General features: G+C 71.1%; 14 protein-coding genes. 5 read left to right on the plus strand and 9 right to left on the minus strand.

All coding sequences use genetic code 11. The features are described 5' to 3' along the window. The first annotated feature begins 5 nt into the window (after positions 1-5). Positions 6-3,086, plus strand: a complete 3,081-nt coding sequence (locus O0S08_RS30735; protein ID WP_269032913.1) for an efflux RND transporter permease subunit — start codon at positions 6-8, stop codon at positions 3,084-3,086. A gap of 305 nt (positions 3,087-3,391) precedes the next feature. Here the strand turns inward: O0S08_RS30735 and O0S08_RS30740 are convergent, their stop codons facing one another. Continuing rightward, the gene (locus O0S08_RS30740) at positions 3,392-6,391 is read right to left on the minus strand and encodes a serine/threonine-protein kinase (protein ID WP_269032914.1); all 3,000 of its coding nucleotides are present in this window, start codon (positions 6,389-6,391) and stop codon (positions 3,392-3,394) included. A 320-nt stretch (positions 6,392-6,711) separates the two neighbouring features. Here O0S08_RS30740 and O0S08_RS30745 point away from each other — a divergent pair, with 320 nt between their 5' ends. Next, complete coding sequence (locus tag O0S08_RS30745; RefSeq protein ID WP_269032915.1) at positions 6,712-8,001, plus strand: hypothetical protein; 1,290 nt, start codon at positions 6,712-6,714, stop codon at positions 7,999-8,001. A gap of 72 nt (positions 8,002-8,073) precedes the next feature. On the opposite strand, the gene O0S08_RS30750 is transcribed toward O0S08_RS30745, so the two are convergent. Next, complete coding sequence (locus O0S08_RS30750; protein ID WP_269032916.1) at positions 8,074-8,421, minus strand: hypothetical protein; 348 nt, start codon at positions 8,419-8,421, stop codon at positions 8,074-8,076. A gap of 80 nt (positions 8,422-8,501) precedes the next feature. Here O0S08_RS30750 and O0S08_RS30755 point away from each other — a divergent pair, with 80 nt between their 5' ends. After that, complete coding sequence (locus O0S08_RS30755) at positions 8,502-10,343, plus strand: WD40 repeat domain-containing protein (RefSeq protein ID WP_269032917.1); 1,842 nt, start codon at positions 8,502-8,504, stop codon at positions 10,341-10,343. A gap of 585 nt (positions 10,344-10,928) precedes the next feature. Here the strand turns inward: O0S08_RS30755 and O0S08_RS30760 are convergent. Further along, complete coding sequence (locus tag O0S08_RS30760; RefSeq protein ID WP_269032918.1) at positions 10,929-11,468, minus strand: hypothetical protein; 540 nt, start codon at positions 11,466-11,468, stop codon at positions 10,929-10,931. A 287-nt stretch (positions 11,469-11,755) separates the two neighbouring features. Next, complete coding sequence (locus O0S08_RS30765) at positions 11,756-12,385, minus strand: glutathione S-transferase family protein (protein ID WP_269032919.1); 630 nt, start codon at positions 12,383-12,385, stop codon at positions 11,756-11,758. An 87-nt stretch (positions 12,386-12,472) separates the two neighbouring features. Here O0S08_RS30765 and O0S08_RS30770 point away from each other — a divergent pair, with 87 nt between their 5' ends. After that, positions 12,473-13,492 (plus strand): helix-turn-helix transcriptional regulator, encoded by a 1,020-nt coding sequence (locus tag O0S08_RS30770; protein WP_269032920.1) that lies wholly within the window; start codon positions 12,473-12,475, stop codon positions 13,490-13,492. Positions 13,493-13,750: 258 nt separating this feature from the next. Here O0S08_RS30770 and O0S08_RS30775 read toward each other — a convergent pair whose 3' ends face one another. Continuing rightward, entirely contained in the window at positions 13,751-14,395 is a 645-nt protein-coding gene (locus O0S08_RS30775; RefSeq protein WP_269032921.1) for a hypothetical protein, read from the minus strand. 36 nt (positions 14,396-14,431) lie between these two features. Between O0S08_RS30775 and O0S08_RS30780 the strand changes: the two genes are divergently transcribed. Then, on the plus strand, positions 14,432-15,121 hold the full coding sequence (locus O0S08_RS30780; RefSeq protein WP_269041880.1) for a tetratricopeptide repeat protein: 690 nt from the start codon (positions 14,432-14,434) through the stop codon (positions 15,119-15,121). Between the two features lie 400 nt (positions 15,122-15,521). Here the strand turns inward: O0S08_RS30780 and O0S08_RS30785 are convergent, their stop codons facing one another. From O0S08_RS30785 to O0S08_RS30800, 4 genes are all read right to left on the minus strand, one after another. After that, complete coding sequence (locus O0S08_RS30785; RefSeq protein ID WP_269032922.1) at positions 15,522-16,835, minus strand: type 1 glutamine amidotransferase family protein; 1,314 nt, start codon at positions 16,833-16,835, stop codon at positions 15,522-15,524. Positions 16,836-17,608: 773 nt separating this feature from the next. Then, positions 17,609-18,115 (minus strand): DUF2505 domain-containing protein, encoded by a 507-nt coding sequence (locus tag O0S08_RS30790; protein WP_269032923.1) that lies wholly within the window; start codon positions 18,113-18,115, stop codon positions 17,609-17,611. A gap of 81 nt (positions 18,116-18,196) precedes the next feature. Then, entirely contained in the window at positions 18,197-21,292 is a 3,096-nt protein-coding gene (locus tag O0S08_RS30795) for an FG-GAP repeat domain-containing protein (protein WP_269032924.1), read from the minus strand. 405 nt (positions 21,293-21,697) lie between these two features. Beyond that, positions 21,698-22,093, minus strand: coding sequence for a hypothetical protein (locus tag O0S08_RS30800; protein ID WP_269032925.1), 396 nt, complete (start codon positions 22,091-22,093; stop codon positions 21,698-21,700). Positions 22,094-22,170 lie beyond the last annotated feature (77 nt).

The raw sequence follows: 22,170 nt of genomic DNA on the forward strand, positions 1-22,170 counted from the left end.
TCGCGATGCACTGGCTGATCCACGCCTGCCTGCGCCTGCGCCACGTCGTCGTGCTCGCCGCGGCGCTGCTGATCGTGCTCGGGATCCGCCTCGCCGGCGACACTCCGGTCGACGTGTTCCCCGAGTTCGCGCCGCCGATGGTGGAGATCCAGACCGAGGCGCCGGGCCTCTCGAGCATCGAGGTCGAGCAGCGGGTGTCGGTGCCGCTCGAGACGGCGCTGAGCGGCACCCCGTGGCTGCGGACCCTGCGCTCGAAGTCGGTGCTCGGGCTGTCCTCGGTGCTGCTGATCTTCGATCGCGGCACCGACCTGATGGCGGCGCGCCAGCTCGTGCAGGAGCGGCTGGCCCGCGCGGCGCCGCAGCTGCCGATGGTCGCCCGGCCGCCGGTGTTGATGCCGCCGCTGTCGTCGACCAGCCGATTGCTGAAGATCGGCGTGTCCTCGCCGACGCTGTCGCAGATGGAGCTGACCGACCTCGTCCGCTGGACCCTGCGCCCGCGGCTGATGGCGGTGCCGGGGGTCGCCAACGTGGCCGTGTGGGGCCAGCGCGATCGCCAGCTGCAGGTCCAGGTCGACCCCGAACGCCTGCGGCTGCACGGCGTCCGCCTCGACGAGGTCCTGCGTGCCGCCGGCGACGCCACCCAGCTCGGCGCCGGCGGGTTCGTCGATACGCCCAACCAGCGCTTGCCCGTCGCGCACGCCCCCGGGGCCGCCGATGCGAAGGCGCTCGGCGAGGTGGTCGTCGCCGTCCGCGGCGGCGCTGCGCTGCGGCTCGCCGACGTCGCCGACGTCGTCGAGGCCCACCCGCCGCCGATCGGCGACGCGGTCGTCGACGGCGGCCCCGGCCTGCTGCTCATCGTCGAGAAGCAGCCGTGGGGCAACACTCTGGCCGTCACCCGCGAGGTCGAGGCGGCGCTGGCAGCCATCGCCCCGGCCATGCCCGCGGTCGTCCTCGACTCGACCATCTTCCGCCCCGCGACCTTCATCGAGCTGGCGCTCGACAACCTCGGCCGCGCCCTCGTGCTCGGCTGCGGCCTGGTGGTGTTGATCCTCGGCTGCTTCCTGTTCGACCTGCGCACCGCCGCGATCAGCATCCTCGCCATCCCGACCTCGCTGCTCGCCGCCGTCGCCGTCCTCCACGGCTGGGGCGCGAGGATCGACACGATGGTCCTGGCCGGCCTCGTGATCGCCCTCGGCGAGGTCGTGGACGACGCCATCATCGACGTCGAGAACATCCTCCGCCGCCTGGCCGAGAACCGCCGGCGAGCCGTGCCGCAGTCGAGCTTCCAGGTGGTGCTCGCGGCCTCGCTCGAGGTCCGCAGCGCCGTCGTCTACGCGACCGCGATCGTCATCCTCGTGTTCGTCCCGATCGTCTTCCTCGACGGCGTCGCCGGGGCCTTCTTCCGCCCGCTCGCGCTGGCCTACGTGCTGGCGGTGTTCGCGTCGATGCTCGTCGCGGTCACCTTGACCCCGGCGCTGTGCCTGTTGCTGCTGCCGCGCAGCCACGGGCACGAGAGCCCGATCGCCCGCGGCCTGCGCCGCGCCTACCGACCCTTGCTCGCCCCGCTGCTGGGCCGGCCGCGCCTGGCGGTGACGGTCGCCGCGGCCCTGTTCGCCGGCACTGCCGCGTCGGTACCTCGGCTCGGCGAGGGCTTCTTGCCCGAGTTCAAGGAGCACGACTTCCTGATGCACTGGGTCGCCAAGCCCGGCACCTCGCTCGAAGCGGTCGCCCGCACCGCCGTGCGAGCCAGCGACGAGCTGCGAGCGATCCCCGGCGTGCGCAACTTCGGCGCGCACATCGGGCGCGCCGAGGCAGCGGACGAGGTCGTCGGTCCCAACTTCGCCGAGCTGTGGATCAGCCTCGACCCCGAGGCCGACCATGGCCGAGCGCTGGCGCAGATCCAGGCCGTGGTCGACGGCTACCCCGGCATCTACCGCGACGTCCAGACCTACCTGCGCGAGAAGATGAAGGAGGTCCTGAGCGGCTCGGGCGGCGCGATCGTCGTGCGCCTGTTCGGCCCCGACCAGGACGAGCTGCGCCGCCAGGCCGCCGAGGTCGCGCGCGCGCTCGCCGGGGTCGAGGGAATCACCAACCTCAAGGTCGAGCCGCAGGTCGAGGTCCCGCAGATCGAGGTTCGCTTCAAGCCCGAGGCCGCGCGCCCGTTCGGCCTCAACCCGGGCGACGTCCGCCGCGCCGCGACGACCCTGATCCGCGGCACCAAGGTCGGCGAGGTCTACCGCGGCGAGCAGACGATCGAGGTCGTGGTCGTCGGCGCGGACCCTCTGCGCGAGGACCTCGCCGCCGTGCAGTCGCTGCGGATCGCGGCGCCGCTGGGCGGCGAGGTCACGCTCGCCGATGTCGCCGACGTCGCCGTCGTCCCCACGCCCAACGTGGTGCTGCGCGAGAGCGGCGCGCGCAAGCTCGACATCACCTGCGACGTCGCCGGCCGCGACCTCGGCCAGGTGGCCCGCGAAGTCGAGTCGCGCGTGCTCGCCCTGGCGCGCCCCGCCGGCTACCACCCCGAATTCATCGGCGAGTACGCCGCCCGCCAGGCCGCCCGCGACCGCCTGCTCGCGCTGTCGCTGCTCGCCGTGTTCGGCATCGGCGTGGTGCTGTTCGTCGACTTCCGCGCCCTGCGGCCGACCCTGCTGGTGTTCACCACTTTGCCCTTCGCGCTGGTCGGCGGCGTCGCCGGCGTGTGGTGGACCGGCGGCGTGCTGTCGCTCGGCTCGCTGGTCGGGCTCGTCACCGTCCTCGGCATCGCCGCGCGCAACGGCATCATGCTCGTCAGTCACTTCCGCCACCTCGAAGCCGAGGAGGGCGAGACGTTCGGTCCGGCGCTCGTCTTGCGCGGCGCCGCCGAGCGCGTCACGCCGATCCTCATGACCGCCCTCGCCACCGGCCTGGCCCTCGTCCCGCTGGCCCTCGGCGGCGAACGACCGGGCCAGGAGATCGAGCACCCGATGGCGGTGGTCATCCTCGGCGGACTCGTGAGCTCGACGGCCCTCAATCTGTTCGTCGTGCCCGTGCTCTATCTGCGCTACGGCGCCAGCCGCCGCTCGCCGGCGAGGTCACGCGAATCATAGCACCCGGCCCCTCGCCGGACGGACCTCCGCCCACGCGCCCCGGCCAGGCGCCGCCCAACTTCAAATCGGCGGAAGGCAGGGTGAGCTGTGGCCAAGGACGGGTCGTCGGCGTATTTCCGCCGAACTCGTCCTCGTCGAGCCCGACGTCGCCGCCCCAGGCCGCCTCCGCGAACCTCCATTCGTCGGACTTGCCGGCCCCGAAATTGCGCGGTCTCGCCGACCATCCGCGCGAACTCGAGGTCGAGTCGTAGGTGCGCACATCGAGGCCCGCGCGAGCGCCTCGTCGCCGGGCCCATCGCCTGCGCTCAATGAGGCTGCACGAGCGCGGCGCGAGCCCGCAGCAGCGGCGCATAATCGGGCTCGGCGGTGGCGACGTAGATCGACTCGGCCCGGGTCAGCCACTGCACCGCCTCGTCGAACCGCTGCTGCGAGCGCGCGAGCTCGCCGAGCGCCAGTATCGCGTCGGCGAGCTCCAGGTTGCGCGGCGGCAGCACCGCCTCGAAGTCCGCGAGCGCCGCGCGCAGCTCGCTCTCGGCCGCCTCGTGCTCCCCGAGCCGCCCGCGGAGCCGGCCCAGCTCGAGCGACAGGAGCCCGCGCTGCCGCACGTCCATCGGGCTCTCCGACCCGACGAGCGGCGAACGGGCCCGCTCCAGCGGCTCCATCGCCTCGCGGAGCCGGCCCAGCGCCGCCAACGCTCGCCCGTATCGCAGGAGCAGATCCTGGTACGCGGTCCCGTGGACGTCCGTATCCGCGTCGATCCCGGCGAGCGCCTGGTCGCGCGCCTTCTCCATCGTCGGCACGTCCCCGGCCGCCGCCGCCGCGTGCATGATCCACGACCACGTGACATTCGTCAGACTCTCGGCGCTCGTCGCCTGTGCGGCGAGGAAGTGTCGCAGCGCCGCGCCGCTGTCGTTCACGGCGAGCTCGGCGCGAGCCAGGCCGATCAGCGCGGTCCTCCGCGCGAGCTTGTTCTCGCTGCGATCGACGCGCGTCTGGAGCTCCTGCATCCGCGCGAGCGCCTCGCGCGGCCGACCGAGGTTCATCAGGGCGTGGGCGAGCAGCACCTCGTACATCGCGCGTTCGGGGTGATTCGGGCCGGACAACTTCTCCGACAGCTCGATCACCCGGCGAAAGATCGGCACCGCCTCCTCGTAGTGCCAGGTGTTCGCCAGGTGGTTGCCGAGATTGTACAGGGTGCTGATGCCCTGGGGCGTCTCGAGGCGACCGTGCCGCTCGCGCAGGTCGACGGCCTCCCTCAACTTCTCGTGGGCCCTCGCCCACTCTCCGCCCGTGGCATGAATGACGCCGACGGCGTTGAGGAACTCGCCGTAGATCTCCACGTCCCCCGCCACCGCCCGGTTCAGCGCCGTGATCAATGGCAGCTCGGCCCGCGCCTGTTCGGGTCGATGCAACGGATAGGCCAGGAGGAGCCCGCGCCGCGAGCTCGTCAGCGCCGCGATCGTCGCGTGACCCACCCCGATCGCCGTCCACAGCGCCTCGTCGAAGGATCGCAGCGCCGCCGCCGGCGCTCCGTCGCGGGCCTGCAGGGTCCCCTTGCGGAGGTACGCCTCGGCGAGCAGCGGCTCGTAGATCGTCGCCTTCTCGTCCGCGAGGACGCTCTCGACGAGCTGCAGGCCGAGGCGCGTCTGGGCCGTGTGCACGTGGACCTCGGCCTGCGCGAGCGTCTCGCGGTGCATCTGCACGCGCGCGCGCACCAGCGAGTCCTTGTGCGGCGGCAGCGAGGCCATCAGCGTCTCGACGTCCGCACAATCCGCGAGCGGAGGCAGCCCTCCGACCGCCTGGACCAGATCGTCGAGGTTGGCTGCGTCGGCGAGCGCGAACGCATCGATGGTGGCCGCGAGGGCAGCCCGCCGCTGATCGAGGCACGAGGTCCGCAGGTCGAACACGTGCGTCGACTGCCGCCCCTCGACGTGCGCGTGACAGGCGTCGTTGCGGAGCTGCACCCACGCGGCGGCGTAGCGCGCGAGCACCGGCTCGATCGCGGCGAGGAGCTCCCCGGCGCGCGCAGGCGCCTTCGCCTGCACGAAGGCGCGGACCTCCGCCGCGCGTCCGTCGTCCCACACGCCCGCGAGCTCCGGCCGCGCGTCCGGGCACTGCGGGGCGGCGACGCTCCCCCTGGTGGCTGCGATGCCGGCGACGCCGGCGACCACGGCGGTGGCGGCCAGCGCCGCGACGCGCCGGTATGCCACGCCGGGGTCGCGTTCGAGCGCCGCCAGCAGATCGGTCATCGCCGCGAAGCGATCGCCGGGCGCGGCCATCATGCCGCGGCGGAGCGCCTTGAACACCCGCGACGGCACCGGGCTCCCCGACGGCGCCGGCGCGACGCGGCCGTGCACGACATCGTCGCGCATCGCCGCGAACGACTCGGTCGAGAACGGCAGGCGGCCGTACAGGCTCTGGTAGAGCGACACACAAAAGCTGAACTGGTCGCTCTCGGCGGTCGCAAGCGCGCCGAGGTGCTGCTCCGGGGACATATAGGCCGGGGTGCCGAGGATCACCCCCATTCGGGTCAATGGCCGCATCAACAGCGGGACCGCGTCCTCCGGGCCCGCGGGCACCCCGGCCAGGTCCTCCTCGCGCAGGTCGCCGTCGCTCAGGCGCGCGAGGCCGAAGTCCAGCACCTTGACCTGCCCCTCGTCGTCGATCATCGCGTTCTGCGGCTTGAAATCGCGATGGACGAGCCCGGCCTTGTGCGCCGCCGCCAGCCCGCGGCCCGCTTGCAGGAACACGGACAGAATTTCCTTCCACGGGCGCGGTTCGTGCACCCACGCGTCGAGGCTGAGGCCGCGGACGAATTCCATCGCCACGTAGACCATGCCGTCCGTCTGCCCGACCTCGTGGACCGCGACGATGTTGGGGTGCGACAGCCGGGCCATCGCCTGCGCTTCGCGCAGGAGCCGTTTTTGCGCCGTCTCCTTCTCCCGGACGACCTCGCCGTGCAGCACCTTGACGGCGACCTTGCGATCGAGTTGGTCGTCGTAGCAGGCGTACACCACGCCCATCCCGCCCTGCCCGAGCAGCTTGAGCACCGTGAACCGCCCGAGTTGCACGGGCTGGGCCCGCCTGGGAAACAGCGCGCGCTTCACCAGCTGCTTGCCCAGCGGATCGCCGGCGTCGGCCGGCGGGGCGGCGGGCGTCACCCTGTTCTCCTCCGCGGCGCCGGCCCGCCCGGCCTCCGGCGTCACCCCCGACGACCCGACCGGATCGGCGCCGACGGTCGCGTCGAGGATCGAGGAGCCCCCGTCCGCCTCCAGGGCACCCGGTCTGCCGTCCGATTTTCGCACGCGAGGATTCACCTTCTGGTCGTCCGAAGGAGCTTTGTGCCCACACCCGCCGGCACTTCGCGTCCGCCGCGGATGAGCAAACATATACGCGTCGCCTCGACGAAGCTCGGCGCGAACTTGCGCCACCGAGCGTTGCGGCCCTCGCGGCCGCCCGTATCGGGTGAAGTCCGAGGCATCCCGGGTCGCGCGTGTGTGAGTGCGCGGCTGTTGGAGGTCCGATCGAGGCCTCAAATTCTTTGCGCCCCTCGGGTCACTACCTCGACACCGGACCAGTTCGCCGAGACCGGCCCTCCTCACTGACCTCCAGAAGTCGAGCCCTCATGCGCCCCTCCATCAAAGTCCTCGTCGCCCTGAACTTCTCCCTCGCGGCCGCATCGGCCGGCTGCGACGAGCTCGCGGCGGACGACCTCGCCGGCCAGCCCGACGAGCCCGTCTCGCTCCGCTGCGAAGATCCCCCCAATTGCTGGGGCACCAATTCCCCGTACGTGGGGAACTACCAGTTCTCCAACGTCCGGACCCGCGAGGGAGTCGAGGCGCCCACGCCCTCCGTGAACTCCGACGACGACGCCAAGTGGGAGACGGGGAAGCTCCAGCTGGCCGACTCGAGCTGGGTCAGCTTCGATTTCCTGGCCCCGACCGCGGAAGGCCAGCTGATCGCGCATATCCCCTCTACCAACACCTACGAACCGCTCGACCAGGCGCTCCAGGCGTTCTTCGTCCTGCGGATCCACCGCCCCGCCGCGAGCCCGCCGACGCAGCTCGTCCCGATCTGGCTGCGACACCACGATGTCTCGCCGAGCCCGGCCACCCCTACGTTCCGGGTGTGGACATACACGATCGCCGCGATGGCCACGCCGCCGTCGGGCAGCTACCCGTCCGAGGGCGTGCCGCCCAGCCTTCCCCCGGGTACACCCTTCGGACCCAACCCCTGGGACGGCACGTACTACTCGATCTGCCCCGCCTCCCTGCACGAGACCGGCAAGGCGCTGGCCCTGCAACACGTCGCGCTCAACTTCGACGGGCAGGCGGCCTGGCTCGAGGGCGCCCGCCAGGGCGGGTCGTACGACCTGAAGCAGCCGTCCACCTCGGTGCTCGCCTGCCAGGGGCACGCGTTCGCCAAGCCGCAGGAGTTCCTGGCGATCTCGCCCAATTCGTACCACAACGCCAACGATCCGGGCGAGCGGAGCTACGGCATCTCCGGGTACAACGCCGCGGCCAATGCGTACCGGGCGTACTTCGACGGCGCGCCGCGGACCGTGCTGGGCACGCCCATCAACTTCAAGGATCTCGCGCACAACCCCCCATGGTTCGACCAGACCACCCCGGCCTTTCTCCCGACCCCGCCGATCATCGGCGACTGGGAGTTCGTCCTCGAATCGGTATACAAGGACGTCGATGCCAACGGGGATGTGCTCGGCGCCAACTGCTATTATACGGAGTCCAGGTTCCTGGCCGGCGTCCACCGCCTCTTCAGCCCGCCCGGCACCAGCCTCCCGGGGTGGAGCAACATGGCGAGCTGCGGCGCCACCCAGAGCAGCTGGAGCACGTACGGCCCGATCGGCGCCTTCGTCATGGAATTCATCGACCCCCTCGGCGGCGGCGCCTCGTGAGACGGCGTCGCGGGCGGCAGCGACGATCTCGCCGAACGCCCGGCGGAGCACCACCTCGCGCTCAGACCGTCATCATTCCGGGATCGGTGCGGTGAGCAGCTTGACCGCGTCGTCGATGTGATAGATGGCGACCAGCACCTGGTCGCCGGCGGCCGCGGTGATCGGGGCGCTGGTGAGCTGCGCGGTGCACTCGCTCTCGGTCTGGATGTCGTGGACCCCGACCTCGAAGCTGCCCGGGGCCACGCTCCACGGCTCCGGGACGGCGGTCGAGCCGGTGAACAGGCACGGTTGGCCGACGATGGCGAACGCGGGCACGACCGTGCCGGGCAGGTCAAACAGGTTGTACGAGAATTGTAGGTTGGCCTGGCTGACGTCGCCGAGCTGCAGCTCGGTCTCGTCGAGCTGTTCGAACCGCGGCATCAACGGCACACGGGAAGATCCTGGGCCCATCTCCCGGTCGACCGGGCCGAGGCGCGCTGGTATCCATGGGGACCCCCATCATGTCCTGGACGCCGCATCACCCCGCCCCGATCGTTCAACTCGCCGCGGCGCCGCGCTCGCCGGCGCTGCGGATCTTCAACGGCAAGCCGTATTCGCTGGCCTTCCTCGCCGACGGCTCGCTGGTCGTCGGCGGCAGCCACGGCCTCACGCTGCACGACCCGGAGGCGCCCACGCCGGCGCGCGCGCGCGTCGAGGTCGGCGGCGTGGTCGACTGGATGCTCGCGCACCCCGATGGCGAGTCGGTGGTCGCGGCGATCCTCGATCCGCGCGGCCCCTCGGTGGTGCGAGTGTGGCCGGTCTCGGCGCGCGTGGTCACGCTGCTGCGCGTGCCCAGCTTCGAGTCGCAGTTCGTCGGCACGCTGTCGCCGGACGGCAGCCGCGTGTACTGGCGCCGCGGCGGCAAGCCGCCGGTGCTGTTCAGCTTCGACGCGCTCAGCGGCGCGCCGCTCCGCGAGATCGAGCTGCCGCAAGACGCCCTGCGCGCCGGCTCGCTGGCGGCGCGCGAGGACGGCACGGTCTACCTGGCGACCCAGCACATGCTCGTCGTCCACCCCGACGGCCGGCTCGAGCCGCGCGACGACAGCCCGTTCTTCATGGGCCCCGACCCGTTCTTCGCCACCGCCGACGGCGGCATGGTCTGCCGCGACGGCAAGCGGATCAGCTACGCCGACGGCAAGTTCGGCCACCTCCCCGACATCCCCGGCCACGCCCGCGGCCGGACCGTGTCGCACGACCGCAAGCGATTGACCCTCCATGATCCGCTCGACGAAGTGACGGTGTGGGACGTCGCCGCCGAGCGGGTGATCTTCGTCGGCAAGCAGGAGAAGGCGATCGGCAGCATCCCGAGCTGGCGCGGCAACTCGGCCGCGTCCAGCGCGACGCACGTGGCCGCGATCGACTTCAGCGACGCGAGCGTGCAGATCTGGCGCATGGACCAGCCGGCCCAGCCGATCGCCACCATGACCGGCTACAGCCAGGGCGCCCAGCGCTTGATGTTCCACGGCGGCTCGCTGACGGTGCAGACGTGCCAGCCCTCCAACACCCTCGACGGGGTGCTGGAGATCGACCTGGCGACCGGCGCGACGAAGATGCTGGAGCGCACCCGCGTGCTCGACGCGGCGCGCACGGCCGACGGCCAGCGGCTGCTCGTCCAGTACGACTCGGTCGGGTTGTCGCCGGTCAAGGTCACGCAGTTCGATCCGGCCGGCGAGGAGATCGAGACGGTCGAGGTCCAGCGCGGCAGCGGCGAGGTCGCGGTGTCGCCGGACGGCGCGATGTGGGGCGTCCTCTCGCACACCTATCCGCCCAACCGCGGCGAGCCGACCTGCTTCGCGCAGTGGCGCGCGTTCGGGGCGACGAAGTGGGCCAAGAACCTCAAGCTCAAGGGCCGCTTCCAGCACATCGCCCTGAGCAACACCTCGGCGGCGGTCAGCGTCGACGAGCAGCTGAACGTGGTCGCGTTCGCCAAGGGCAAGTCGCTGGTGTCGACGACCCTGCCCAAGATGGCCATCGCCCTGGCGATCAGCCCCGATGGCGCGCGCGTCGGCGTGTCGTGTCTCGACTGCCCGCGAGTCGTCCGCATCGCCACCGGAGCGATCGTCGAGGTGGCGCTCGACCTGCCCGGCGAGCGCAGCGTGGCCCGCAGCGTGTGCGTCACCGACGAGTGGCTGTTCCTCGGCCACGAGACCGGGGCGATCACGCAGCACCGCGTCGACACCGGCGAGCAGGTCGCGGCGCTCTACGGTCACACCGACCAGGTCCTCGCGCTGGTCTGGCACGACGGCGCGCTGTGGAGCGGCTCGGAGGACGGCTCCATCGTCAAGTGGGGCGACCTCGGGTGAACCGGCGGCGGTCGCGAGGGACATGTCTCCAGGGACATGTCTCTCGGACGATCCGGCAGAAGTCCGGGGCGACTGCAAACAACAGCGCTGGCGCGACCGGGCTCGGGGAGTCCGCAGGAGAGACCGGCGCGCAAGATGCGGGCGAGGGATGCGCCTGTCGTGGGCGATCGACGCCGCCGACGCTGCGACGCGATCGTCAAAATGGCCGCCCAGCGGACGAGCCTCGCCCCGGAGACGCTCCGCCACCTCGACCTGGCCAACAATCACATCACCGACCACGGACCGCTCGCCGGCCACGCCGCGCTCTTTGAAGTGCGGCTCGATTCGGCAGTGCGCGCCCGACTTCAAGTGAAGTGCGGCCCGGCACAAGGGCGCGGCGCGACAGCCATGACCTGGTGCTGGAGGCGGTGCTGGCCAGCATTCCTCCCGCCGCCCCCTCGGAACAGACATTCACGGGGAAACAATGCGAATCACTGCAGCCCGAGCAGGTGCCGCAGACAATGCCATCCGTGTCGCGCGAGCAGCTCTCTGTCGAGAGAGGTGCCCGAGGTAGCCGAAGTCGACCTGGGCCTCGCCCGCGGGGAGTCAGCCGCCGCTCGCCAGGCGCCAGGCCTCGACCAGCCGTCCGCCGCGCTTGGCGATCTTGCGCTCGCTGCCCAGTTCGTCGTGAAACGCGAAGACGTGGCGGATCGCCGCGAGGACGCGGGGGTCATTGCCCGTATGATGAATGAGGGCCTTCACCGCCTCGATCCGCCCCATGTCCTGCTCCACCGGCTGCCCGGTCATGCTCCGCGTGGCGCCGATCCCGTTCGTGTGCCAGGTGCCGCCGATCATCAGGTAATTCTCCGGCTTCACGTCGTCGGTGAGCGCCCACACCGGCGTCTTCGGAGCGTCGACATACGCCATCACACCGGCGCGGAAGCCCTTCTGCAGCTTGTCCAGGCCGACGTAATAGTCGAGCTGATCCTGCACCAGCCACGGCACGAACAGCGCCAGCGCCTCCTGGCCGTGGGCCCACTGCAGCTTGATCTTCTGCTGTTGGATGAAGACCTTGAGCTCGTAGGGCCCGACCTCGGGGCCGAGCGTGAACTTGGGGAACCGACTCTTGCGAAACAGGCCGAACACGCGGCGGTCCTATCACGGCGCAGGCCCCATGGCCAGCGCGCCGCAGGACCCCGGGAGAGCACGGTCCACGCTTGCTCCGGGCCCGAAGCTCGGGCGACGACATCGCCAAACCGACGAGACCGGCGACGCCGGCTCGCGCAACCCCGTCCGTCGCCGTGCGCGTCGCCGGATACTCGTTGGACTTGGACGCGAGGCGGCGGCAGCATCAAGCTCGCGGGGCAGGAGGGTCGGGTGCGGAGCGGCGAGCAACACCCGCACGCCGAGCAACACGTCGGGCGCCGAGCTACTTAACCGCCCGCCCCCGCGATCAATCCCGCGTCCAGCTCGGCGGCCCTCGCGAAGGCCGGATGCGCGCCGACGCGCTCGATGTAGGCGCGGATCGCCGGCAGCTCGGGCACGATGCCGAAACCTGTGGTCCAGCGCAGCGCGCTGCCCCACAGCACGTCGGCGGCGCTGAAACGTTCGCCGAGCAGGTAGTCGCCGCGTCCGAGCTGTTCGACCAGCGTCTGCAGCATCGTGTCGTAGCTGCCGTAGCCAGAGGTCGCGGCATCGATGGCCGGGCGTTTCATCGCGTGGTCGACCACCGCGGGTTCGAAGCTCGCGCCGTAGAACGCGATCCAGCGCAGATAGGAGCCGCGACGTGGATCGTCGAAGGCCGGCGCCAGTCCGGCCGCCGGGAACAGGTCGGCCAGGTAGATGTAGATCGCGACCTGCTCGGTCACCACCGCATCGCGATACCGGATGGTCGGCAGTTTGCCCAGCGGATTGAGCGCGAGGAATTCCGGCGTGCGGTTCGCACCGGACTTCAAGTCGATGAACCGCACTTCGTACGGCGCTCCGAGCGCTTCGAGCAGCACACGCACACCGGCCGAACGTGATTGCGGATTGTGGAAAAGGGTGATGATCGACTCGGTCATGGTGGGCCTTCCTGGTGGGTGGGGATTGAAGAGAGAAGAGAGACTAGCACCCATTGCGGACAGCTTCTGTCCTCGATAGCCTTGGGCATGCTGTCCACCTCGGCCCGCCTGCTGCGCCTCGCCAGTCTGCTGCAATCCCGCCGCCACTGGTCGGGAGCGGCGCTGGCGGAGACTCTGGACGTGGACACGCGAACCGTGCGGCGCGATGTCGATCGTCTGCGCGAACTCGGTTACCCGGTCGAGGCCTCGGCCGGTATCGGTGGCGGCTACACGCTCGGCCGAGGTGCCGATCTGCCGCCGCTGGTGCTCGACGACGACGAGGCGGTGGCGCTGGCGATGTCGCTGCGCGTCGCCACCGCGTCCATCGGCGGCATCGAGGACACCGCGCTGCGCCTGCTTGCGAAGCTCGACCAACTGTTGCCGGCGCGACTGCGGCGGCGCGCATCGGCGTTGCATGCGGTGACGATTGCGCTGCGCATGGGCGAGCCGCTGGCGAATGCGGACGTGCTGACCGGCATCGCGACCGCGTGTCGCGATTGCCTGACACTGGAGTTCGCCTATCGCGATCATCACGGCCACGCGAGTCGTCGGCGGGTCGAACCCCTGCGCGTAGCGAGCTACGGCCGGCGCTGGTACCTGATCGCCTGGGATCTGTCGCGCAGCGACTGGCGCACGTTCCGGGTCGACCGCATCGTGGCCCGGCCGATCACCGGCGCCGTCTTCGCTGCGCGCACGCAACCGGCCGATGTCGCCGCGCACATCGAGCGCGGAATCGCCTATGCGCCGTTCGCCTGCCGGGTGACGCTGCGGCTGAAAGGGAGTGCGACCACGCTTGCGTCCCGCATTCCCACCTGGTGCGGAATCCTCGAACCGGATGGCGCACGCCACAGCCTGCTGCGAGTCGGGGCCGACAGCATCGAAGCGCTGATCGCTCAGCTCGCAATGGTGGGGCAGGATGCGGAGCTGATCGAAGGGCAGGAATTCGTGCCGCAGATGGAGTCGGTGCTGAGCCGGCTCGGTGCGACACTGCTATCGGGCGTCGGACGCACCCAGCCGACGACGACGGCTCGGCGGTCGAAGCCTCCGAGCCGTGCGCGGCGACGCTGACGATGTCCGCGTGCGGCGGCGTTGCGCACCGCCCGCCGTTTCGCTACCGCCGGGGCGACCGCAGCTCACCGGGCCAGCATCGGCTCGACCCTCGCCGCGCTCGCGGAGTTGCTCCCGGCGAGACGCTGTCGCTTTGCCACGAGCCCGAGACCGGGCGGCACCTGGACGCCGAGGCACACGCGGCGGCGATGCAGCGAGAGCAACCCGGCGCGCCGAACGGATCTCACATGTTCCGGGTGGCGCGCGCCCGTCATGCGATCAGAGGTCTCGGCTGTACGTGATTTCGCCCGTCGCGCTGGTGATGATCAGATGATCTCCAGAGACCTCCCAGTCGCCGTCCAACTCGTCGTCCCAGACATCGCCCTCGACATCCACAACCTCGGTCGGCGGCTCGTCGAGCGACTCGTCGGAGCAGCCCCAGATCTCGCGCGAGATCGAGTCCCATTCGACGCTCAGAGCGTCGGGCTCGCCGACCGACCAGGCCCCGGTCAGGCGATAGTCCACGTTGCAACCGGAGACTGGATCTCCGCCGTAGAAGGAGCCGGCCATCGAGCCGTCGTCGTTCATCCAGAACAACTCGTCCAGCGTCACGTCGCCGCCCTCGGCGAAGGCGAAGTCGTCGACCTCCGTGACGCCCTCCCAGCGACCGACGAGGGCGCTCTCGACGCGGTTGTAGAGGAGCTCGCCCTCGGGCGTTTCGATGGTCAGCGCGTCGCCGTCGACGGCCCAGGTGCCGTCGAGCTCGCTGTCCCAGATCTCGAGCTCCTCCGCGCTCACTTCTTGCTCCTCCTGGTTCCAGGCCTCGTCGACGCACCCGAACACAGCGACTCGGATCGAGTCCCACGCGACATCGACGGACTCCTCCGACGCAGCGAAGCTGCCGGCGAGCCGATAGGTGACCACACAACGCGTCGCTATCACCCGGACGTCGCGTAGGCGCTGTACAACCTGGCCAACATCCTGCTCGCGGTGGGTGACTACGACGAGGCGCTGCGCTTGCACGAGCGCGCGCTCGCCATCCGGGTCACCCGCATGGGCCCCGAGCATCCGCGCACCGGGGCATCGCACGCCGGCGTCGGTCTCGGCCACCTGGCTCGCAACGAGCTCGACGAGGCCGAACGCCACACCCGCCGGGCGCTCGCCATCGCCGCCGCCGCGATGGGGGACAAGTCGCTCGACGTGTACACGATCAGCTACCAGCTCGGCGACGTGCTGGCCGCGCAGCAGCGCTGGCGCGACGCCGCGGCGGTGTACCAGCTCGGGCTCGAGCTGGCGCCCGCGCTGCTCGAGCCCGACCACCCCGACCTGGCCTATCCGCTGACCGGCCTGGGCCGCTGCCACCTCGAGCTGGGTCGGCCGGGCGACGCGCTCGAGTTGCTGGAGCGGGCGCTCGCGATCCGCCGCTCGTTCAAGGGCATGCCCGCCGAGCTCGCCGACACCCTGTTCGCGCTGGCGCGGGCCAACGTCGCCGCCGGCCGGACCCGGCCCGAGGCGCTAGCGATGGCGGAGGAGGCCGCGGCGCTGTACGGCCGATCGACGCGGGGCATCAACGCGACCAACCGCGACGAGGTGCTGCGCTGGATGGCGGCGACGCGATCCAAGGCAGCGAGTGCTCCGACCGCGATGTAGTGATCGGATCGGGTTTGAACACCGCTCGGGCTTGCTGCTTGGTGAACCGCCAAGTGATCTTCCGCCGGCGCCGGTGGGCGCCCTTGTTCCCCAAGGACGTTCGACGGCGCAGTTCGGAGAGAGCCGAGCCGGAGACGTCCGAGGCATTCACGTGACCATAAGCCTCATTCTCAGCAGGGTTGAGCCGACTCCCGTGCCTGGGAGTCGCCGGCGCGGCGCACGGTCGGCGGTCTCTTGCCCCCGTCGACGACAGCTCCTCTCGGCCTGGTCGCGCCGGACTTGTAGATGGTCGCGCCGGACTCGTGCCTCAACGAGTGCGGCGGCGAGGACCTGGTCGACATCTGGGTGCAGCTCGGCAACACCGGGGCGGAGCGCAGGCGGAACGAGACGCGCGTGCCGATCATCCCTGCCCGCCGAGCCACGCGATCGCATTGAGCAGCAGCGCGCGGTTGTCCTGCGTGGGGTCGTTCCAGGAGTCGTGATCGGTGAGCGTGTTGCCGTGGGAGTCGGTGCCGTCGCCGAGGATCGCCGAGTCGGTGATGAACACCACCCGGCCGTCGCCGGCCTCCGCGGCGCCGACCACCAGCTCTTCGGATGCGCCGAGGGTGATCAGCCCGACCGCGCCCGCGCCGGTAACGTGGGCGGTGCAGCCCTCGTAGAAGCCGATCGCCGCCACCTTGCCGCCGGGGCCGTCGAGCACCGGGTGGCCGGGATCGACGATGTCGGTGAGCACGGTCGGTGTGTCGCGGTCGACCTCGTCGAAGCGGAAGCCGAACGGATCCGCCATCACTCCGTTGTCGTCGATCAGCTCGTTGAAGGCCCCGGGCGCGCTGTAGCCGTTGCTGTCGCGGTCGGCGGAGCTGTGGTTGGCGACCGCGAGCAGGCCGCCGCCCGCGAGCACGAATTCGACGATCGCGTCCCGCTCCTCGCTGCGGATCCGGCGGCTCGGCTCGACCAGCACGAGCACGTCGTAGTGCGCGAGGTCCTGCGGGTTGTCCGGGTCGCCGTGGGACAGGCGGCCGTCCCACGGGACCAGGTTCTCGATCCGGTGGCCCTGCTGGTGGAGCCCGAAGCCGAAGCCACTGAGCGCCCCGTGCCACTCGTCGGCGCTGTCGGGATCCGACGGCGCGGGCACGCGGCCCCAGCGGTCCACGACCCAGTCGGAGTTCGGGCCGGCGCCGGCCGTCTCGTCGAGCGTCTGGTCAAAAAGCACCCGCAGCGAGCCCGCCGCGGGCGGACACGCGGCCACATCGAGCGCGCAGTCGGAGTCGTCGCAGCCGGTGAGGCCGTCGCCGTCGCCGTCGCCGCCGCCCTGGCAGTCGGTCTCGGCGCGCGGCTTGTCGCACACCGCGTGGAACGGATTCTTGAAACAGTCCGGGTCGGCGCAGTCGGTCAGCCCGTCGCCGTCGTCGTCGCGGTTGCCGTCGCACAGCTCCGGGGTGCTCTCGTAGAGAGAGCCACCCTCGCACACGAACACCGACTGGTTGCGGCTGCACGAGAAATCGTCGCAGTCGACGTAGCTGTTGTCGTCGTTGTCGTCGCCGTCCGCGCACAGCTCGTCGGTGCTCTCGCCGGCCCACGGGAACGCGTTGCCCTCGATCGGCACGTACGGCTCGCTGCTGCTCTCCGTCTCGTCGTCCGACGTGGCCGTCCCGGCGCCGACAGGCGACGTGCAGGACAGCAGGAGCGTGAACAGGGCGAGCCGATGAACCATCGCCGCCCGTCTTACTACCAGGACAGCCCGCCGAGCAATACCGCGCCGCCTCACACCGGACGCACCCGCGCCGCGCCGGCGGTACGGATGGTCTACAGGATGTGTCTTTAAATCGCCGCGCTGGCGTTGCCCTCGAGCCGCCTGGCGACGACGCTCGTCCTCTCGGTCACACCAGGCGCGTTCCAATTCGAGCAGCGTCACCGCTGCCGCGCAGCACCGGACTGCTCGTAGCGAGAGGCGGGCCCCCCGTCGTCCCCGTCGAAGGGCGAAATCGTGGAGCTCCTGGTTGTCGTAGATGATGGCGGTGTTGAACGAATCACCGCCGATTTGTTTGGTGAGGTTCGCCGAACTGATCCACACCACGTGCGAGCGGAGCAGCCCGTCAGGGTCCACGGCCTGGCTCAACGTGAAGGACTTGCTGTGCATGGAACCGGCATGGTGTGATGCTATACCTCCATTGTAGCTGTCATCGCCCTCGTCATTGTTCTCGCCCTCCGCGCCGGTTCCGCAGAAGTGATGTCGGCCGGCCAGCAGGGCCTTCGCGTATTCGTTACCGTATGGGTCGTCGTGCAGGAGTCGTGCGGACACGCGTCCCCCGCACCACGGGAGGTCTACCTGCGCGGCAGCAAGCGCACGCGGCGCGATGCGAACGCCAAGATGGCCGCCCACCGGACGAGCCTCGCCACCGAGAGTGGCACGAATCGGACACAGCCCGGGGCGACGCGAGGCGGCCGTGACGAAGGCGCGACCCACCTCGCGTGATCACGGGCGCTTCAAGAGTTGCCGTGGGTCGCGAGCCACTTGTGCATAAACGGCACGCTGGCCTCCCAGCCCTCGCGCAGCTGCTTCTCGAGCGTGCTCTCGATCAGGCCGCCGACGGCGAACACCTTGGCCTCGATGACGAGGTCGGCGATCCGGCGCACCTTGTTGTCGCCGATCGGCTCGAGCCGGAGGGTGCCCTCGTTGCGGACCTTGTCGGCCAGGGCGCTGGGGGTGACCTTCCAGGTCCAGATCTTGGTGGCGCGGTCGAGCTTGCCGTCCTCGACGTAGCTGAAGTTGGGCCCGACGAGCTTGGCGATCGGCCCCGGCAGGTTCATCTTCGGGGTGCCCTTGACCTTGCGGGTCACGGCGGTGTCGGTCTCGTGCTGCTCGAGGATGTCGTAGCCGGAGAAGCCGAGCCCCTCGAGATACAGCTTCTTGTTGTACTCCTGGTCGAGGAAGACCTTCCAGAAGGTGTCAGCGTCGCAATTGATCTCGTGGACGAGCGTGAACTTGGACATGACGTGAGCCTTTGCTGCTGCTGCGCGCCGGACTATACCCGCGCCCAGGCCCTGCGGGAAGCGCAGTTCCACCGCCCCGGACTACGTTCGCGTGCGGCGGACGAACAACACGCCGTTGCGGAGGCCGACCGCGTCGGGGCGATCGTCGCCGTCGATGTCCGCGAACCACACCACGTCGAGCGGCACGTCGGTCAGGGTGACGCGCTCCATCCCGTCCTCGCCGCGCAGCCATACGTGCGTCCCGTCGTCGTCGACGAGGACGAGGTCGTAGCGGCCGTCGCGGTCGACGTCGGCGACGCGCCGGAGCAGCGCGAAATTCATCGGGTCGCCCTCCAGCAGCAGCGTTCGACGGTCGGGCGCGCCGCGGTCGTGGCGGTGGATCGACGTGCCCTCCTGCGTCACCAGCTCGACGCGACCGGCGGCGTCGGGCGGGCTGAACGTCGCCGCGTACCCCTCCAGCACCGTCGCTTCGGACCACGTGCCGCCCGCTCCGGTGAGCACCAGCGTGCTCTCCACGGCGTCGTTCGAGCGGACCAGGACGTCGAGATCGCCGTCGCCGTCGACGTCGCCGAGCTCGAGCGTCGAGCCGGCATCGGCGGTCACCTCGATCCCCGGAGAGAACGGCGCGAACTGCAGCGGCCCGGTCCCGCGCGCCAGAGAGACGACGATCCCGGCGCCTCGCCGCAGCGCGACGAGGTCGGCCAGGCCGTCGCCGTCGAGGTCGCCGACCGCCAGCGCCTGCACGTAGGAGTCGGGCAGCGCGGCGACGTCGATCGGCTCGTCGCGCGCGTCCGGGCGGAACGGATACGCCTGGACGCCGCCCCCCGTGCCGGAGGCGACGACCTCGAGCTCGCCATCCCCGTCGAGGTCGCCGACGGCGAGCGCGCGCCGAGACGTCCCTGTCCCGTGCCCTCGACCACGCGCCAGCGGATCGGCCTCGCCGCCCCACAGCACGCCCAGCCCGCCCAGCGGGTGGTTCGAGGCGGTGACGACATCCGCGTGCCCGTCGGCGTCGACGTCGCCGACCACCAGGTCGTCCGCGAGCCCGTGGAACGCCCTGCCGCTGGTCTGCGACGGGAGCACGACCGGGCGCGTCAGGTACGTGGCGATCCCCCCGCGCGACAGCGTGACGACGTCGAATTGCGCGTCCGGGACCGCGGCGAACGCTCCCGCGGTGACGTCGACGAAGTCGTTGAGGATGACCTCCGGCTCGAACGTGCCGTCGCCGCGACCGCGGTGGAAGTAATACGCGTAGCCGATCGCCGTCGCCACGTCGAGCCGGCCGTCGCCGTCGAGGTCGCGGAGGATCTGCGACGCCTGGATGTCCTTCAGGACAGTCGCAGCAGGGTCGCCGCTCGCGAGGCCCGACACCCGCACCACCGCTTGAGAGCTGCCGACGAGCGCCTCGACCGCGCCGTCGCCGTCGAGGTCGCCGACAGCCACGCCGCTCGGGCGAAACGCGTGAGGCGCGAGGCCGGCCAGGGCCGCGAGGTCGTACGTCGCCGCGACGGCGAGGCCCATCCCGTCGGGAACCATGTGATCGAGGTGGAGCGTGTCCTCGGTCCGGCTGTACATGAGCAGCTCCTCGACGCCGTCGGCGTCGAGGTCGACCGGCGCCGCGCCCAGCACCGCGCGCGAGTCGGCGAACACGACCTCCTCTGCGACCGAGCCGTCGGCCGCGAAGCGGAGCAGCGACGCCCCGAGCCCGCCGAACGCGCCGGTCGCGTCATTCACCGGAATCACCGCGATCGTCGCCGGCCCGGCGGGCCCGGTGCGCAGCGGCACCAGCTTGTACGCCAGCCCGGCGGCCTCGTGCGGCGGGTGCAGCGTGTACGAGCCGTCCGCTTGCGACTGCGCCAGCCACACGCGCGTCACGTCGGACACGAGGATGTCGGCGAGGCCGTCGCCGGTGACGTCCGCGATCGCCATCGACATCGGCTCGAGGTCGACCTCCACGTCGAGCTCGGCGAACTTCTCGAGGCTGCGATCGGCCCGCCCCCGGAACACCAGGAGGCGGTCGTCGAGCACCGCCGCGACGTCGAGCAGCGGATCGCCGTCGAGGTCGCCGGTCGTCACCGCGCTGCTGAACACCTCGCTCTGCACCGAGAAGTCGCGCCAGATCTCGACCGCCGCCCCCTGGGCGACGAACTCGCAGCGGCGCACGAACCCCTGGCCGCCGATCAGCAGCCCGCCGTCGACGCTCGCGCCGACCCAGCTGCCCCCGCTCTCCAGCGATTGGTCGACGCGACCGAGCCACGTCGAGCCCTTGCCGAACCACGTGGCGAAGCCGCGCTCGGTCGGCACGCTGACGCCGACCAGCCCGCCCGCGGCCAGCGGCCCCGCGATCAGCCCCGCCCCGTCGGCGGGCGCAGTGAACGGCAGCGCGATCGGGCTCGAGAAGCGGCCCGCGCCGTCGTTGCGGTGGACCAGCGCCCGCGTCGAATCTGCGCGGGTGAAGGCGTCGAGGTCGCCGTCGCCGTCGTGATCGGCGAGGTCGATCCACTGCATCTGCGCCACCGCCGGGCTGGCCGCCGCCGCGCGCAGCTGGCCGTCACCTGTCCCGAAGAACACCTGGAGAGCACGGCCGACGTCGACCACCACGACGTCGAGGATCCCGTCGCCGTCGACGTCGCCGGTGTCGAGCTGCAGCGGATTTCGGCCGGCCGGAACCTCATGCATCGTGCCCTTCGCCGGATCGATCACCGCGATCACGCCGGCCTCCGGGATCGTCACCAGCAATTCCGGAGCGCCGTCGCCGGCGAGGTCGACGGCCTTGAGCGCGGCCGGCTCGTCGGGCAACACGACGGCGCTGCGCCGCTCGAGCCGCCCCGACGCATCGGCCCCGTACAGCGCCACCACCGGCGGCTCGGTCGACGCCACCGCCAGCGCGCCGGGCAGCCCCGCGATCGCCACCGGCGCCTCGCCGTTCAAGAACCACGTCGTCCGCGGACCGTCGGGCCAGGCGACCGCCAGCTGCTGCCCGCTGCGATCGAGCACGACCATCTCGAGCTCGCCGTCGCCGTCGAGGTCGACCTCCACCGCGTCCTCGACCCGCGGCGCCACGGCCTTCCACTCGCCGTCGGCCGCGCACAGCCGTGCCAGCCGGCCGCACCGCCCCTCCTCGCCGCCGCAGGCCACCCCGGTCGCCGCCACGATCGCCGCCACCAGGCCCGTCACGCGCGGACACGAACTCGCGCGAGCGAAGGCAGGTCGACAGCGACGCGGCCGCATGCCCCGCGAGTCTACACCGCCGCCGCCGCGACCGTCGCCTGCGCGCGCCCCGCCTTGAGCCGAAGCCCACGGCTTCGGCTCACGGGTCGTCCGGCCGCATCACCGCGTACACGCGCTCGCCTTCGAAGTGGACGACCAGGCCCGTCGAACGCCGGCCGCTCGGCGGCCCGCACGAACAGGATGAACTCGCCGTTCAGGCGGACGTCGTCGGTGCGGAAGCGCTGGCGGCAATGCGCGATCGTCGTGGTGACCGAATCACACGCGTGCAGCCGCCACGGCCTCGCGCGCCGCGGCCGAGGAGCTCGCTCCATTTCGCCTACCGGCGCTTTCGGACATGCCCCTTCGGCCAGCTCACTCCGCGATCAGCACCGGCCGGCGCGGCCCCGGGTCGACCGTCACCTCCGTCAGGTACGCCGAGTCCTCGGGGAAGAATACGATCGCGGTGCCCTCCCCGCAGACGCCCTCGCACGAGGCCGGCTGCTCCGACAGCCCGCCGCACATCTTCCGCCCCGAGCGGACGTAGCGGAGACAGGCGCGCGCCTGGGCCCGATCGTAGTCGGGGCAGGTCGCCTCGAACGCCTCCGGATCGCCGGCGTCCTCGTACGCGAGCGCCTCGCACTCCGCCAGCGGCAGCTCGCTGCTCGCACACTTGCGGTTGTACTTGCACATCCCGCGCGTCACCCCGCGCCAGAACGACTCCGGTCCGGCGCTACAGCCGGACAGCAGCATGCAAACTACGAGGACCATACGCGTCATGGCGGCATGGTGGCCGCGGGCTGCGCCGCGGGTCAAGCGAAAGGCGCGCTCACGAACACTGTTATCAT

This window comes from Nannocystis punicea, from assembly GCF_026965555.1.
In the GTDB taxonomy this organism is placed as follows: domain Bacteria; phylum Myxococcota_A; class Polyangia; order Nannocystales; family Nannocystaceae; genus Nannocystis; species Nannocystis punicea.